This is a genomic window from Elizabethkingia miricola, assembly GCF_001675285.1.
GTDB lineage: Bacteria > Bacteroidota > Bacteroidia > Flavobacteriales > Weeksellaceae > Elizabethkingia > Elizabethkingia miricola.
The window spans coordinates 59,410-76,076 of sequence record NZ_LSGQ01000005.1 but is presented as its reverse complement, the minus strand read 5'-3'; the positions used below and the strand labels follow the sequence as shown (position 1 = coordinate 76,076).

Here is a 16,667-nt window from a genome sequence, read left to right as displayed (position 1 = left end):
ACTCTTTTTCTACAAGGATTTGACCTGTAAAATATTCTATTTTCAATCTTTGGACTATTTTCAAGAGTTAAATAATATTTCCCACGTTTTTGCACCGGAATTTTTATAATAACATTCTAACTGTTCCTTTTCTTTTAAAAATACTGTACAGTTTTTATCCATCATAATTTTATTTCCATTAATAGATGCACCTTTTATTTTATTGCAACTAATTACAAACTCGTCAACAAATTGATCTTTAGTATCTGAAGCATCGTTTCCAGTTTGCAAAAAAAGAGCAGGAAATTTAAAAGAAGTCTCTTTTTGCGATATGTTTACGAGTATAATCTCAATGAGACCTTCACTAATAATTTTCACTTGACATGAAACGTCATTCTGTATATTCTTACTTTGGTTATCTGCAATAGTGCTCTGAGTATCTTTTTTTTCTTTGTACTCCGAGCAGCCAATACTCATAAACACTATTAAACTAATGATAATTCTTTTCATTACTTATATTATATTGTTCAATCTCTCCATTTTACGGATTTTTAATTTGTGACTTCATCCTATTATCCAATAAAACAATTTCAATGTCTAGCGTTCTATCCAATCCCGAGTAGTTTCAGGCAGAGCTAAAATAATAATTTTACGGTATGAAAAAACACGGATTACAAATCCACGTTATTGGGTAAGTAATGAAAAAAACTCAACGGCTTTTGCCAACACATCTTTGGTAAAATTAATGGATTAAATAAAGAAAAACCACTTTTTACTATTCTTCAAAAGTGGTATTATAACTGTATTTTATAATTAAAAGGGGATAGATTGATTTTTATATCCTCCTTTATGTATTAGTTTATCTTCAAAGTCACAAGATGCTATTGCTGAAATATTATTGTTCCATAAAAGATTTAAAATACTATTAATAATAAGTATTTCATCTGAATCGTCTTTAATACTTATTTCCAAAATACTTCTAAAATATAAGAAACCATCAGGGAAATTTTTAGATTTTTTTAAATCAAAGTCGCTGTTTTTTTCCAAAAATGTTTCCCCATTTTCACTAACTATATCTTGTATTTCATGGGAAAATAATTTTGAATTTTCTTCTATATTTGTATAAATTAAACAATCTTTCATATTTTTATTTTTTTAAATTTGGTTTTATGTCAAAAATCCCTTTTTCTAAGATTACAGAAAGATCTATTTCACCAAAAATCTTTTCAAGTAATCTTCTATCTTTACTTAGCTTTGCATAACTTGACGTTATTTTTCCAACTTCTAAAGCATGTAACATTCCTCTATGCTTAGCAGTTCCCTCCAATGGATTACCAAATGCTCTTTTAATCAATTTATTAAAAACATCTTCTGATACTAAAATTCCCACATCTATATCCTTTGGATTTATTTTTCTTACTAAAGATCCCTGAATAATTATTTCAAAATTTTCAATTTCTAATTTTGAAATTACTATTTTTCTAATTTCTTCATAAAATTTCTCAAAATCTTTCAAACTTTTAAAACCAAAAGGGTAACCTCTTTTAAGGACAATTTTTATATAATTGTCCATTTGATTTAGAAGTTCCCCAGTTCTTATTTCTTTAATATTTCCTGTTTTTATGAAACCTGCTAAATCCTGTAAGGTCATATCTAGTCTTTGTCCTTTTCCTGTTATTAGTCTAAAATCCGAATAATTATAAAATTTATGTATATTCGATTTTTCAAGAATTTTTATTAATTCACTAATAGAATAAGCATTTATTTTCTTTACTTTAACAACAACTCCTTCAATTTCAAACACTTCCCCTATTAAATCATCAACTTTAGCTCCATTTTTGGTCCCTGTAAGGAGTTCTTCTATCCACTTCAAAAATCCCCTAAATCCTTTAGCGCATGCTTTTCCAAATCTAATAATAAATTTGGTAAGAAAGGCCAGTAAATCTGTTACTCCCATTGTAACCACAGATACAGTTTCTCTTGCCAAAATTTTAAGCATGCTTCCTATTTTTTGTATATAGGTCGCTCCCTTTACTACATTTCCCGACCCTTCTGTGAAGACGAGAAGAAGAATATTAATCAATACTTCAAAGACAACTACTCCCACATAAAAAGCTACAGTATAACGGGAAATATTTCCAAAGTATTCTTTCATTTTGTCTAATATTCCTTCCAGACCTTCCAGATCCGACAGCATCAGATATATATAAAGCACGGATTACAAATCCGCGCTATCGGGTGTATTCTTCCTTATCTATTTAGGTCTTGCATTTACTTTGTGGATAAAAGATATGTTTATTACCCGAAGACCTAGTGTTTTTGATTTGTAGATAATAAAAAAGCAGTCTCTTTGACTGCTTTAGATTTAAATATTTTTATACGCATTCATAAATTCACTATAATCGTCTTGAATACCTATAATTTGCTCTTTTGGAAGTGTAACTAAATATTGTTTAAGCAACTTGACAAGCTCTACTTTCTTTGGATTTTCTTTATATATTTTTGAATCTATCCACAATTCTGACAATAGTGTTTTTAATGCATTTCCATGAAATTTTTCATAATTATTTTTAGCAAAAAGAATAGCTTCGTTTTCATCAATTGAATAAAGTGTTGAAAAAGCAGAGGAAACAAAATATTCATCATATCCCAAATCACGATATAATGACCTTATACAATAATCTTTTGTTTTAGGATGCTTTCTAATTCCCAATTCTGTTAAGACTTCAAACATATTTTCATCTAAATCAAGACCGTTCTCCATCATTTGAATTAAAATGTCATCAGTATATTTACTATATTTATTTTCCATATTAAAATATTTTAATTGTTTTTAAGTATAACTTTCCATTACTTAATTTTTGCCATTGAGTCATTGTGGTGACATTACCCTTTGGCCCTCTCATTGGAACTATAAGCCATTCTCCCTGTTTTATATTTGATGCATTTTTATTTGCTATTGCCAAAACATAGTCAAAGACTTTTTTATTTCCATTAATATCATCAAAGTATCCTGCTTTTTCAAGACCTTTCTTATTATTTATCGACTTGTTAATATTTTCGATATCTTTCTGAATGTTTTTTAATTTCAAATTATTCTCAGGATTACTATCAAATACTTTTCTTTGAGTTTGTTTTAATTTTTTGAGTTCGACAAAATCTTTTTCTAGCTTAGATAGATTTTCATAGCCTCGTACTCTTCCACGGGCATACATCAGTATCTTATCTATTGGAACTAAAGCCTTGTTAAAACTAAAGCAAATGATTTCTACGCCATTTGTAGCATTAATTATTTTTTCTGTTTTAAAAAAATTGGATAACAATTTCCACCCTTCTAAAACAGCAATATCATATGCTGATTTTAATAATTCCTTATTCTTCAATAACCATTCTGCAATCTCTTTCCAAAGTTTCTCTACAAAATCCTGTAGTTTCCTGCCACCCTTGGCAAACATTTCCAGCAACTCCTGTAAAGCCTTACCTGCTTTTTGGTAAGCTTCAGCAGTTTGAATCTTGACAAATTTAGCAGATTGGGAAATAGTTTTACCAATCTCTTCATTTATTTTTACTAAAATCTCACCGACTTTTCCCACTTCTGAAATTTTCGCAACATCGGCTATCGGAATAAAGAAGGTGCCGATAAAGGATATGGTAAATCCTGTAATATAATAAACCCTTACCCAATTGACATCCTCTGCATTTTTTTCTTTAAGATAGGCTATTATGTTCTTCACAGCTTCGGAAGCGGCGTTTTCTATATTTTCCCATAAGTTTTTATCGTTTAGTAATGCTAAAAAGTTATCGACCAGCTCTAATGTATACTGGAAATCTTTACTGACATCAAAAGGCGCTTCCAGTAAACTGCTCAGGAATTTAAAAATAGAGGATACAAAATCTACCAATCCGTTCCAAAGGCCACAGACAAATGCAATTCTTTCTGCAAGGTCCCCGGTTTGCTGCTGGGTATGCGGATTTTCTATGTCTTTGAAAACACCTTCTATCTTCGTTTTCACATAGCTGTTATAATTCCCAATGAATGCTTCTATTATCCCTATTTGTTTAAGGATAATATCATCCACCAATTGTGGCGTTATATCGGCAAGGTTAAAGCCTTTCTTGTCTGTAAACAGGTTCTTGAGTGTATTGAGCTTATTTGTAGGAATGCTGAGATTCTCAATTAGCGTATCTTTCTGGAAATAATAACCTTCGCTTTCTGTATCCCAGAACTTATCCGGTATTTTTAAGAAATCTATCCCATCGCCAATTTTGTTCATTACCCAACCTAATGCTTTTGCAGGTGCTGAAACGCCCATCATTACATATCTCAGAAATATGAAAAAACCTTTGGTAATGATTTCATCCTCAATATACCCGTTTTTCATCAGCTCTGCTATAACCTCCTGGTTGATGTCGGCATGCATTCGTACGCTCTTCATAATCTCATTGTCAAACAGGTTACTTTTCAGGTTTCCGTTTTTATCGGTAAACTGTTTCCGGATCTTATCCGACATTCTTCCATAGAGGGCATCCCGGCTAAAGGTATCCTTATCACTTTCCAAAAACAGGATCACTTCATCATCGGCAGGCTTTACCACTTCGTAGCATTCTTTCACTTTATTACCATCATCCGAGACGAAAAGCAGCAAACGAAAAGCCATCGTATCTCCCTGATCACCATATATTCCGTTATGATTATTGTCAAAGTAATAGTTATACGAGCTGAATTTGTATCCATTTTTTATGGTAATGCCAATATCTTCTATTATATTGGTATTCCCTTTCCTTTCATCATTCCCATCTGGAAAATACTTACTGAAAATTTGGTCTGCGGTTTGATTGAAAAACTTCATTTCTGCCAACGGGCTTACGTTTTGCATGCCGCGGATCGTTTCCCCAAGTCTCACCTTGTCAACCATAACATCCCGAAGATTTCCATAATCCCTTTGCTGTAATTTTTGAACAGGAATAATTTCATCTAAAGAAGACAGTAGTATTTTTTTACTATTCTCGTCAAAGTCCTCTAAATATTCTTTATAATTCATTTTTCAGTTTTTTGATGTTAATAAAAAAGGGCGGCAGTACACCGCCCTCTCTGATAGTTATTATAAAGCTTATTGAAGAGCTTCTTTCAGATCATCCAGTGATAGTTGAGCAACAACCTGCTTAGGATCGTCCTTGGTGGTCAGCTGGAGATAATCATTATTGATTTCCATACTACCTACCATTTTACTTTCAGGAGCCTGCATTGTAGCATCATTCTTTTCGAAATTACTTTCTGTAATCAGTGCTTTTGGATCTTCAAAATCTTTTGGATCTTCCTGTGTAAACGGAAGAGCGTGTTCTACTTTCAGTCCTATGCTTTCCGCCTGAAGAATGGTAAGTGGTGTAGGTATACGGGTAATCCACGCTTTTCCATATTTCTCACCCATTGGCTCACGCATCTCATCTACAATAGACAGATATAAAGGGTCTCCAATTACTGGAACTTCGCCGCCACTCCATATCTTACCTGTAGACATATAGAACTGTACAGCATCTTCAAAGCCAGGACGTACTGTTGCAACTACTCTTGCCATACCACTTTGTAAAAAAGAACGGAATAACGGATCTATACTTTCGGACTGATAAAGGGTTTTCCAATCGGCCTTATTTCCCCAGAAGTATGGGTAGAAATTATATGACATAATATCCCACTCAAAAGCTTGTTCCATAAACTTAACCAAAGCAGCATAATCGTCCAATATCTTCTTCTTGATCACTTCATACGTCTCTAAACTTTTTTCGTTCACATCAAAAAGTTTGGTTCCCAGTAAGTTTGGATCTACCATATAAGCTATGCAGTTATGCTTCAATACATCCTGTTCAATCTGACGGTAGAAATTGGCATTCGTTTCTTTAATATTTATAGCTCTGGCTTCTTCTTCAGCAATTGCCTGATTATAGATAACCATAGCTTCTTCATAGGCTCCGATAATTGCATTGTAAGCTTTTATTTTCCCTAAATTGGTGATTCGACATTTCACATCGATATTAATACTCCCCGTATGATAGCCCATTTGTGAATAAGAAACAGGAACGGCATCTACAAAGCTTCCAATATTCTGATATTGAGAGTTAGAAGAGGTATCAAATTTATAATTCCCTACAATAGTGTGGATACCCACTACCTGTTCTCCTTTATACGTTGGACCGAAGGCATATACTTTTGCCATATAGGCTTCAAAGCCTTCCGGAATTGGCAACATGACATTCTCAGATTTTATTTCATCCCATTCAGCATCTTCATTGGAGTCTCCAATGACTTCAAAAGAGAAGGCTTTACCTATACTGATTTCTTCCGATAAATTCATCAGATCTACGCTATACATAGAGCCCCAGAAACTTATAGTTGTCGCATTGATTTTCTCGTAGCTGTCCAACTTTTTACCCAAATCGGCTTCATAGGTTCTCGGATCTATAGGTTTTGAGATCACTCTGGCTGTTTTGATAGAGGATGAGGCAAGATTATGAATATTGGATGGTTGTGGCACCATAAATTCAAACATCATCCGTTTCCCGTAGTTAAAAATCTGATTTTTCATCAGTTTATCTACCCATCTGTAAACCCCTACCACATGTTTATCGCCTTTACGGTTATCAAAACCATGGGAATTGTTTTCTTCAAACTCTTCAACAATTTTTTCAATACGCTCTTCACGTACCTTGCTCACGACCCTGTCCATTGCTCGTTGTGTAATATCCTGTGCCTGGGTAGTTGCCTGTCGGGTACTCTCTTCTTTGGAACGGTGATTGGCATAGGCCGATGCGATATTAAAATTCGCCCCCCATTTTGAAAATCCGGAAGATGTACTTACTGAAGAATCATTGGACTCCTGTAACATTCTGGCAATTTCCGTTTGCATTTCAAAACGGGTCGCTGTAGTTGTATCCGTTAGCTTTTCCTGTTCGGTTTCTTTAGAAGTCGTTGTTGTATTTTCACTTCTGCGTAACCTTCTGGTAGATTTATCGCGATATTCCCGAGCCATAATATTTTCGATATTGGCTACTTCTCCCTCAATATAGGCATGAGTAGACTGTTCTACTTTCAGGTAATCTGCAATTCCCAGTCTTCTGATTCCAAATCCTTTTGGAATAAAGACTTGTCCATCAGAATCTTCATTTGATTTCTGAGCATCTTTAAATATACCTGTAGCACATTTCAGGGTATTAAAATTTTCTAAAACCAATTGCTGAAATTTTCCGCTAATAGAGGTATCAAAAACAAATTTGGTTGATTGTTGCAATTCATTTAGAGTAAGTGTATTGTCAAATAAATCATGCAGCTGTATTACATTATTGACTGTTACATACCAATCCTGAACATGACCTGACTTCACAACCTTACCTCCATTCATCAATCTATATTCACCAAGGTTAACAAGTGTCGTAGATGGTATTTTTAAATAAGCACTTACTGCTACGATATTTTGTCCCGATGGATGATTAGATGCGCAAACCTCTCCTTCATATACTTTTTGTTCCGGAGTTTCTTCAACAATGTACAGACCTCCACTACCAGTGTAAGGGAAAGCATTTGTTATATAATCTCTATCTCCATATGAACTAATGATCATCGTAAAATTCAGCTGATACACCTTATTATCTGACAATACTACTTCACCTTGAATAGTAAATCCATTACTTCCTGAATTATTGACAGGAATAGAATTATTACTAAATAGTTTATAAATTCCATCCTGTACAAACACAGCCGAAGAATCTGACACAGGAACAGTTCCCACAGAAGCCTGATAATTAGCACTTATAACAGATAATGTTTTATCGCTAAGCTCTAATAAAACGGACCACTCTGTATTACTTTTGGCTACGGTTGTCGCCGTAAAGCTTTTTGTATCTCCAGTACTAGCAACTAAATTACCAGCAACCGGAACCAATACCCCTCCAATGCTGGTGTATTCTTCTCGTATAACTACTGTATTATCATTAATTTGCTTATTATAACTGTGGATTTGTTCATCTACAACAGCTATAATTCCGTCCAAATTCTCATACTCTTCTGATACCAGTCCTAAGTCTGAATTGATAGTATCAGACTCCCTTAAACCCATCGCAGATATTTCCACAGAGTCGCCATTATCTATAAGCATTGCCAATGCCTGTAGGGAACTCTCGGATAGCTTAGTAGAAAGGAAAGATGCATCCGTTGATGATGCCTCATACTCAAAGCTGAAATTTTCAGGCACCGAAGCCTGTAATGAACGGTCAGAGTTCTGCAAAGTCGCCTGATGTTCTTTTAAAGCAGCTTTATATGCTTTATGATAACCCGCATCATAACTTTTTTTCGCTTTCTCCAGATCTTTTTTAAGGCTTCTTAGATTCTCTTTGTAGTAATTAGCTGCTAAAGCATTTGCTTTTCGAGCTGTATCGGCATTAACAAGATCTATATTCTCTGAAGAAACGGGAACAGCTTTAACCGTATTTTTTGCAGAGATATAGCTTGTCCCTATATTACTTACATTAACCTGAAATGCATGATCCTGCTCCACAGGATATTCATCCAGGAAAAGTACTGGCGACAGTACTACTTTTGCATCTAGAGCCTGCTTTAATACCTCTTCTTTATTGACTCCCTCTGGAACAATATTTTTAATATAATTATAGGCTTTAAGTACCTGTGACAATGCTTCTTTAACATAGAAACTTTCCTGAGTTACAACCTGATAAATAAAATTGTCCCAGATATTGACTAAGTTAAGAGGAGCCGTTGATATCAATTCTGTTTCTCCATTAGTGTTTATACTAAAGTAGGCTTTCAGCTCAGCTTCTAATTCTGGTGAGATTTTACTTTCAACAGCCAGTTGCTTTCCTGCTTTATAAAAGCTACCTGCTGCAACTGCAACCTCATCGGCTTTTGTAAATAATTGAATTTGCTGTGTTTGTTTTAGTTCTTTTGCCTTAGCTGTTAATGCATCGAGCTTTGTAACACCCGGGGATTTCTGATTGGCCCACTGGATAATTGCCTGATCGAAAACACTCTTTATAGCTTTTGAACGATTAATAAACGTAATCTTCTCTTCTGATTCTATAAGTTGTGCATTTCTCTGGCTCACAAATCTGAATAATGTTTGTGATGATTGATTGTTGTTCATAATATTAATATTTATTGATTTTTAGACATAGTTCTCCCTGTTGACCTTTTTCAGATCAATTTTTAAGGGATCTTTAAATTTTTATTAATTAATGCTATTCGATAAGCAATGAGCAATGTGGAATAAGTAATAGATAATTCACCTATTGACTCATTGACTTATTGATTCACTAGTATGGAATCGCATTATTGAAGACTAATGCAGGAACCGTAGCTTTATCTGTGATTCTGGTATCCTGATCCAGCATAAAGAATACACCATTTCGACCATCGGACTTATCAGCTTCCGAACCACCAGACTGCCCAAGCATTGTTTTAGCATAATTATCCACACTTCCGGCTGTAGCATTTGGGAATTTGGCTAAGAATGCAGCTGCGTTGAAACTCTGATCTATGACTACGGGATTGGCACTTCCATTATAATCTATCTGATGGTTAAAGCCGTAAGTGTCAGCAGTTGCTGCTACTGTAAATGCACCATTCAGCGTAAGAATCTTCGGATAACTTGCTTCCGGGAACATCACATTCAGATCGTATGTTAAGCCATTTCCTTCTACTTCAACAGGCTGTCCACCATCATAAGAGCGAATAGAAATCGTTTCATTCTTCGCAATAGGGATCATTCCGCCCCAGCTGATTGCATGAGAAACCTGGTTGGTCTGCGTAAGCATACCACCGATATGTTTCATCTCAGGAGCATATTTCAGGATATTGGCTTCACAAAGGATTCTGTTATTTTTCGCAAACATATAGAATGCATTCTCAATAGTTCCTTTGGTATTGCCTAAGGATTTTCCATTCCAGAATAATTCTCTTCTTACCACATTATAAGCTAAGTATCCTGAAGTAAGGTTTCCAAACCAGCCTTCACCAATATAGTTGAAGCAGTGAGATACATCTTTCAGCTTAGGATTTTTCCAGAATAATGATACCGGAATAAAGTCATATGCAGGATCTATGGAATGCTTGTCTCTGTAATCCCAAGGATAAACATCCTGATAATATCCTTTCCCCAGTTTAGAATTTTTAAAACATTCGAATACTGTTTCCAGATTGAAGAAACTGTCTAAGAATCCCGGTAATAGCTTTTTAAGACCTGCTCTAAAGAATGTTCCTACTAATCCTGTTGGTTTGGTAATCTGTGATAGCATATCCGCTGGGAAAGATTCAAACTCTCGGCCTTCTCCAAAGCCATAGAACGAAGAATACATAGTAGTTACTTCCGGGGTTTCCACCTTAAAGTCTGCCGTTACATTAGCTTGCGATAGACCTGCAAAGGTATAATCCAGATTGGTTAAAGAGTTCGATTTGAACTTGGATAGTTCAACAATATAATTATTGGTTGTGGGTTCAAAATAACCCTGAGAATTTCTGGTAAGTCCTTCACAGAATCTTGCATAACTTACATTGGCCTCTGCGTTGATCGTAATTTCATAATCACCCGCGGTTTCATATACATGATAGAATGTATTTCCGGTGTCAACATAATGGGTATTTCCGTCTCCATCTGTCCAGGATTCTGAGCCATTATAAGTTGGAACTACTACCATTTCTTCTTTTCCGTCGCCATAGTTCACTTTTGCCTGTGCAACCTCTGCAGCAGTTCTTAGCATAGCAACCGGTACTCTCTCATTAGCCTGAGTTGTTCTGATTTTAAATTTAATCTCGGTACTTGTTAAATCTACTTTACCATAGAAAATATAGTCTAAGACTTGCTTAATTGGCATGTTCTCAAAGGTTGTACCTGTTGGAACTCCGCCTACTTTATATACTGTGGGTTGTGAATTGGTATACTGCACAGCATTTGGATCTATGGCTTCGTCTTTATGCCAGTAACTGTCCATCCATGCCCAAAACTGTTCCTGATTAGGGATATCCCCGTTTTCGAAATAACTTTTTAATTCTGTTTTTGATGTCATAATTGTGAATTTTTAAATTGGATTGTTAATGTTCTTTTGTTTTTTTTGTATTTCTGTACTGTATTTTTTTTGGTAGTACATCATCATTGGCGGGTCTTTCATAATTTGTGTTTTTAGGGGTTATACATGTTTTAATATATTGGATGATCATCTTCGGGAATCTCTGTTTCTTTGAAATCATTCATAAAGAATTCTTCCAATTCGTTCAGGTAAAATTCGAAATCCAGTTCGGCTTTTTCCTGCTCATTGAGTATCTGAGAAATATTCTGAGATAACTCTTCTTTTGTAGTTAATGGTTCTGGTTTCATAATTTGTAATTGGTGGTTTTCTATTCTCCGACAAAGATCAGCGCCCGTGGCGCCAAAACTCGTCGCATTATATTTTCATTTAATTTTTTTTGTGTTTTTATTTTATCAACCCTTGTGTTATGTTGATGAGGCAAATGTAAATGGGCGTGGCGTCAAAACTTGACGCATTAAAATTTATCTGAAAATAATTTTTGATTTTTTATACAAACACCTCCTACAGGGGTAAACTTCAGCTTTCCTAAAAAATATGACATTTCACAGTTTGTGTATTGATAAATGTTATTTGCCTATTTTTGCAGCAAAATAGTTTCATTGAAGTTTATACTGCCTACATTTATAATATTGATGCTTACAATACGTCCGGTATTGCCATTGATAGACTATGCAGTAAACTATGACTATATTTCGGAAAAGCTTTGTGAAAACAAGAACAAACCTCAACTGCTTTGTAACGGGAAATGTTATCTGGTAAAAGAATTGGCTAAGACTTCTGAAAGTGCACCTAAACAAAATAATCTAAAGATTAGTTCTGGCTTTACAGATGTTTTTCTAACAGATCAGATCTTTACATTTAACTTTCCCACAAAATACTTCACAGAACAAGTTGAGCCTAGCTCATTCTATAGCTCATTTTATCATTTTTTAGCCTGCTCGGATGTCTTTCATCCTCCTTTAATCTGATTCACCCATATTTTTATTCTTTCTCTTAAGAAGAGAGTGTATCTCACTTTGTATTTATAACACAACAGATATGGAAACCTCAGGGACACCGTTCTCTGCTGGATAGTTATATACAATCTTAGAATCTATTATTCAAATCTTCTAAAAAAACTGTTCTGCCTGAACGGAACAGAAAATCGTATTATAGAATAGATGAAGCTTATTCTCAACATATTTTTCATTTTTTATCTCGTCTTTAAGCCCTTAATGCCGGTACTGGACTATGCTGTGAACTATAATTATATTTCGGAAGAGCTTTGTATAAACAAAGACAATCCAAAATTGCATTGCAATGGTAAATGTTACTTGGAAAAAGAACTGGCAAAAAATGCACAGGATGACGCTCAGTCTTCAAAAACAAAAAGTCAGGGTCAGAAAATAACCGATCTCTGCCTTCCTGTTGAAATCTCAGAAATTCAGACAGGATATTATATACTTACGATTAGAGATAAAAACATTTACAAAGAGAATTACCATTATCTCTTCCTGAAACACATTTTCAGACCTCCCGTTTTTTAATGTTTGCTTTTAAATATTAAAGAGAAATTTCACCCGAAGGTTCTCCAATATATTCCGGATAAAAGGCCGGAATACATCTCATATGGCTTTATATAGCATTAACTGAAAACTTTAAAAATCGAAAACAAATGAAAATTTATAAACTTTTATCACTATTATTTATTGGTATCACCTTATTCATCCTCTCCTCCTGCAGAAACAGTGACAGCACAGAAACGGAAGATACCGCTCCCGGAAATCTGCAGATAAAATTTGAAAACGGCTTTAATAATCTGGGAGACATTGTATTGGGCCAAACAGCCCAGACTTCATCTGGCGGACAGAAGCATAATTTCACTACCCTGAAATACATTGTGAGCAATATTGTGCTGATAGATGAAAGTGGAAAAGAATTTAAATACAATTACAATAATCCCGATAAAGGCGCTTTTATCGTAGATCAGGCTGAAGCCAAGGCAGGAATTGTCTATATTGATCTGGCAGATATTCCACGGAATAACTATAAAAAAATCAGATTCGGACTTGGTATCAGTCAGTCGGCTTACCTTCTGGGACAGGACGGGCAAGGTATTTTCTGGCAAAAAGCAAAAACCGCAGGAATGGCATGGTCATGGGCTGCCGGATATATTTTCACGAAACTTGAAGGCAATTACGGATCAGCAACTCCGGATACCAAGTTTATGAACCATTGCGGAAATATGGGAAATACTTCTGCCAATAACACTGCTGATTTATATCGAGAAATTACTTTGGACCTGCCTATGACAGCAAGGGTTACCAAAAACATCAAACCTTCCATACATATTCTGGCAGATCTTAATCAGTATCTGAGCGGACAAGCCAGCTTAAACCTGAATAAAGATAATGAGATGGCTATGGGATCTAACCAGCATCTGGTAAACGTTACCAATAATCTAACCAAAATGTTCAGGGTAGACCATGTTCATAATGATTAATCTTTTACAACAATTCGGAAGAGGGTCATTTCCCCCTCTCCGGATTCTTTTGTTTCTTGTTTTATGGACATTTATGTCCTGTAAAAATGAGTATGAAGGCTTCTCTGTCAATAAGGACGAAGCATATCAACTGAATGTTCCGGAAGGATTTCCCAAAATGACCTTTGATGTTCTTGGAAACCCTATTACAGTAAACGGAGTCGCACTGGGCAAAAAGCTTTTCTACGAAGGAAAACTCTCCCGGAATAATACAATCTCCTGCGGATTCTGTCATATACAGGAATATGCCTTTACCCATCACGGGCATACCGTTAGTCACGGTATCGACGACAGATTGGGAATAAGAAATGCACCACCTATTCAGAATATGGCTTTTCTCAGGAATTATACCTGGGATGGTGTAAGCCATAATCTGGACGAAAGATCATTAGTCCCTATAACAACAGATTTCGAGATGGACAGTTCTATGCCTGAAGTAACAGGAAAACTAAGTGCGGATTCTAATTACAAAAAAATGTTCAGAGCTGCATTCGGAGATGATAATATCACAGGGGAAAGAGTATTGAAAGCCTTGTCCCAATTTATGGCAACAATGATTTCTGCTGATTCCAAATACGATCAGTATCGAAAAGGGCAAGTGTCTTTTACGCAGCAAGAATCAAAAGGCTTCTCATTATTTCAGCAGAAATGTGCTTCTTGTCACTCAGGAGAATTGTTTACGGATGAAAGCTACAGAAATACAGGAATGTACTACAATGCTCAGTTCGATGATAAAGGAAGATACAGAGTAACACTTAACATTGCCGATTATATGAAGTTTCGGGTTCCCAGTCTCAGGAATATAGAATACACAGCACCTTATATGCACGACGGTAGGTTTTATTCACTGGAAGCAGTATTGAACTTTTACTCGGATAACGTAGAAGATCAACCTAATCTGGACCCGCTTCTGAAACAGAACGGGCACATCGGGATTCCTATGGCAAATGATGAAAAGCAATACATTATTGCATTTTTAAAGACTTTAAGCGATAAAAACTTTATAACAAATCCGAAGTTTTCGGAATAAAATAAACTCTCAAAATGAATAAGATAATTTTAATATTTATCGGGTTGGTAAGTATTACCAATGTCTATGCTGAATCAGGCAAAGACAGCATTGCTATGGTTGCCAATCCCCGATATGAACATTTTGTATTGATGGATGATGATTGTGATGCCTGTGGATGTGCTGCAGGAAATGGCTCTTCAGGTTTTGAATCCCTACTGAATCCTCAGTTTGTTGGTATAAAATATTTTTCTCAGCATTACCTCGCAAAAGAAAACCTGTTTACAGATAAGCTAACACAGGATCAGTATTTCAATACAATTCAGTTATGGGGAAAAATACCTGTAACGCAAAAACTCAGTATTTACGGAAGTGTTCCCTATCATTTCCACAACAAAAAAACAATGCAGGGAGATGTCAGAATCAGCGGAATAGGTGATGCGAATGTAATGGGAATATACCAGATACTGATGTCAAAAGATTCTTACCACCAGCTGAACGGGGGAATCGGAATAAAGATTCCTCTGGGTAAATTCGATGAAAAGGGAATTACCGGAGTCAATCCTAGTTTCCAGCTAGGTACCGGAAGTTGGGATTATCAGATGGCACTGAGTTACAAATATCAAAAAAGCCTGTTTGCCCTGCTTATCAATACGGACTATACCATTAAAACTGAAAATAAAAAACATTATCAGTTTGGCAATCAGTGGAATTATGCGGTAACCGGATTTTACAGATTATGGCGCAATGAAAATAGTATTCTATCAGGTAAACTAGGATTACAGGGTGAGGTTTATGACCGGAACAAACAATTTGGGGAAAACATGCCCAATACTGCCGGAAGTGCATTATATGGGAAACTCGGCTTTGAGGTTTCTTATCAGAAATGGAGCCTGGGTTCAGAGCTTATGTTACCTGCTTATACCCGCCTTGCCGGTGGAGATATTGAAGCAAAATCACGTTTCAGCATTTTTATAAATTTTGGTTTATAGAATCTTTTGAACAAAATCAGATTATATTTTAATATTAAGACTCGGGTTCGGAACCTGAGTCTTTTCTTTTATAAAGCACCATATTAGAATTACATTAGAAATAGCCTGCACCATTGTCAGAAAGATTGGAATTTCACTCCTTTGCATAAAAATTTAAAATTGAAAAAAATACTTAGCATTTTTATATTAGCAGCTATAGCCAATACAGCATATGCCCAGGAATATAAAAATCAGATCAAGGGAAATGCACTTTTTGCTCCTATAGGAATGATTAATATAGGTTATGAGCACGCTTTTAGTCAGCATTGGACAGGACAAGCAGATTTGTTCGTTTCTCCATGGAAATCTTTTGCAGGAAGGCATTTACAAATTTATATGGGGCACCTGGAAACCCGCTATTATTTCTCGAAAGCAATGGAAAAATGGTATGTCGGAGCTAATATGGGTATGGCTGTCTATGATATGCAGAAGTGGAATTACTGGAATACCAGTCTGTATCAAAAAGGATTTAATGTTATGCTTGGTGCCAGTGTCGGATATCAGTTAAAGATAAATGACCATTGGAATCTTGATATGTATCTGGGCGGTGGAAATTCACAAGGCTTTTATCATGGCTGGGATGGTTCCAAATCTCCACGTGAACGATATGACGATGCTGACAACTGGAATAAAAGCGGTGAATGGATACCTTATCGTGGCGGGATAATGGTAGCTTATAAGTTCTAAGATTCGGATGATTATTAAAATTTGCTCAGAATTAGAAATTAACAAAAATGTATCTGAAAAACACAGTACAACCTCAGGTACAAAAGAAAAAAAGAGAATCATTGTGATTCTCTTTTCTTGTGGAGCTGGAGGAACTTCTTTCTATCTTATTTCTTCTGGTCTCTTTATTGGGGATTTTTAGTAACTTATAAGAAAAGTTTAATCGAACTGAAAACAAATCTTAGAACCAATTAGCTTTGTATATAATATTTCTGTGATAGTATATATTATATTAACACTACACTAGGTATACAGTATAACGGAAAAAATAGCTACTCTATTACTATTTAATTAATTAAAGTGTACTGTATAA

The 16,667-nt window shown here is 35.3% G+C and carries 14 protein-coding genes and 1 pseudogene; 7 read left to right on the top strand and 8 right to left on the bottom strand.

Going from position 1 to position 16,667, the window contains the following annotated elements; translation table 11 throughout:
• Nucleotides 1-60: 60 nt before the first annotated feature.
• The 3 genes from ATE49_RS07395 to ATE49_RS07385 all read right to left on the bottom strand — a co-directional run bounded on the left by ATE49_RS07395 (nucleotide 61) and on the right by ATE49_RS07385 (nucleotide 2,134).
• Nucleotides 61-489 (bottom strand): hypothetical protein, encoded by a 429-nt coding sequence (locus tag ATE49_RS07395; protein ID WP_090346973.1) that lies wholly within the window; start codon nucleotides 487-489, stop codon nucleotides 61-63.
• A 303-nt stretch (nucleotides 490-792) separates the two neighbouring features.
• The gene (locus tag ATE49_RS07390) at nucleotides 793-1,122 is read right to left on the bottom strand and encodes a hypothetical protein (protein ID WP_052114757.1); all 330 of its coding nucleotides are present in this window, start codon (nucleotides 1,120-1,122) and stop codon (nucleotides 793-795) included.
• A 4-nt stretch (nucleotides 1,123-1,126) separates the two neighbouring features.
• Entirely contained in the window at nucleotides 1,127-2,134 is a 1,008-nt protein-coding gene (locus ATE49_RS07385) for a hypothetical protein (protein ID WP_143349669.1), read from the bottom strand.
• Nucleotides 2,135-2,207: 73 nt separating this feature from the next.
• Between ATE49_RS07385 and ATE49_RS20545 the strand changes: the two are divergent.
• Nucleotides 2,208-2,309: pseudogene (locus ATE49_RS20545) on the top strand (PspC family transcriptional regulator); the annotation flags it as partial.
• Nucleotides 2,310-2,344: 35 nt separating this feature from the next.
• Here ATE49_RS20545 and ATE49_RS07380 read toward each other — a convergent pair.
• From ATE49_RS07380 to ATE49_RS20330, 5 genes are all read right to left on the bottom strand, one after another.
• Nucleotides 2,345-2,791: a hypothetical protein gene (locus ATE49_RS07380; protein ID WP_065081652.1), complete on the bottom strand. Its 447-nt coding sequence runs from the start codon at nucleotides 2,789-2,791 to the stop codon at nucleotides 2,345-2,347.
• 1 nt (nucleotide 2,792) lies between these two features.
• A complete protein-coding gene (locus tag ATE49_RS07375; protein WP_260255861.1) occupies nucleotides 2,793-5,021 on the bottom strand; it encodes a hypothetical protein in 2,229 nt (742 codons plus the stop codon).
• A 69-nt stretch (nucleotides 5,022-5,090) separates the two neighbouring features.
• Nucleotides 5,091-9,128 (bottom strand): hypothetical protein, encoded by a 4,038-nt coding sequence (locus ATE49_RS07370; RefSeq protein WP_065081651.1) that lies wholly within the window; start codon nucleotides 9,126-9,128, stop codon nucleotides 5,091-5,093.
• 169 nt (nucleotides 9,129-9,297) lie between these two features.
• The gene (locus tag ATE49_RS07365) at nucleotides 9,298-11,046 is read right to left on the bottom strand and encodes a PKD domain-containing protein (protein WP_065081650.1); all 1,749 of its coding nucleotides are present in this window, start codon (nucleotides 11,044-11,046) and stop codon (nucleotides 9,298-9,300) included.
• A gap of 131 nt (nucleotides 11,047-11,177) precedes the next feature.
• Nucleotides 11,178-11,354 carry a hypothetical protein gene (locus ATE49_RS20330; RefSeq protein ID WP_169817114.1) on the bottom strand — a complete coding sequence of 59 codons (177 nt, stop codon included), beginning with the start codon at nucleotides 11,352-11,354 and terminating at the stop codon, nucleotides 11,178-11,180.
• Nucleotides 11,355-11,666: 312 nt separating this feature from the next.
• Here ATE49_RS20330 and ATE49_RS07360 point away from each other — a divergent pair, with 312 nt between their 5' ends.
• The 6 genes from ATE49_RS07360 to ATE49_RS07335 all read left to right on the top strand — a co-directional run bounded on the left by ATE49_RS07360 (nucleotide 11,667) and on the right by ATE49_RS07335 (nucleotide 16,315).
• Nucleotides 11,667-12,035 carry a hypothetical protein gene (locus ATE49_RS07360; RefSeq protein ID WP_065081649.1) on the top strand — a complete coding sequence of 123 codons (369 nt, stop codon included), beginning with the start codon at nucleotides 11,667-11,669 and terminating at the stop codon, nucleotides 12,033-12,035.
• 246 nt (nucleotides 12,036-12,281) lie between these two features.
• Nucleotides 12,282-12,593: a hypothetical protein gene (locus ATE49_RS07355; protein ID WP_260255859.1), complete on the top strand. Its 312-nt coding sequence runs from the start codon at nucleotides 12,282-12,284 to the stop codon at nucleotides 12,591-12,593.
• Nucleotides 12,594-12,721: 128 nt separating this feature from the next.
• Nucleotides 12,722-13,549 (top strand): MbnP family protein, encoded by an 828-nt coding sequence (locus ATE49_RS07350; protein ID WP_065081647.1) that lies wholly within the window; start codon nucleotides 12,722-12,724, stop codon nucleotides 13,547-13,549.
• Nucleotides 13,533-14,618 (top strand): cytochrome-c peroxidase, encoded by a 1,086-nt coding sequence (locus ATE49_RS07345; protein WP_078796088.1) that lies wholly within the window; start codon nucleotides 13,533-13,535, stop codon nucleotides 14,616-14,618. Before ATE49_RS07350 ends, ATE49_RS07345 begins: the two co-directional genes overlap by 17 nt.
• Nucleotides 14,619-14,632: 14 nt before the next feature.
• A complete protein-coding gene (locus ATE49_RS07340; RefSeq protein WP_065081645.1) occupies nucleotides 14,633-15,589 on the top strand; it encodes a transporter family protein in 957 nt (318 codons plus the stop codon).
• Nucleotides 15,590-15,748: 159 nt separating this feature from the next.
• The gene (locus tag ATE49_RS07335; protein ID WP_058877733.1) at nucleotides 15,749-16,315 is read left to right on the top strand and encodes a DUF3575 domain-containing protein; all 567 of its coding nucleotides are present in this window, start codon (nucleotides 15,749-15,751) and stop codon (nucleotides 16,313-16,315) included.
• Nucleotides 16,316-16,667: the final 352 nt, after the last annotated feature.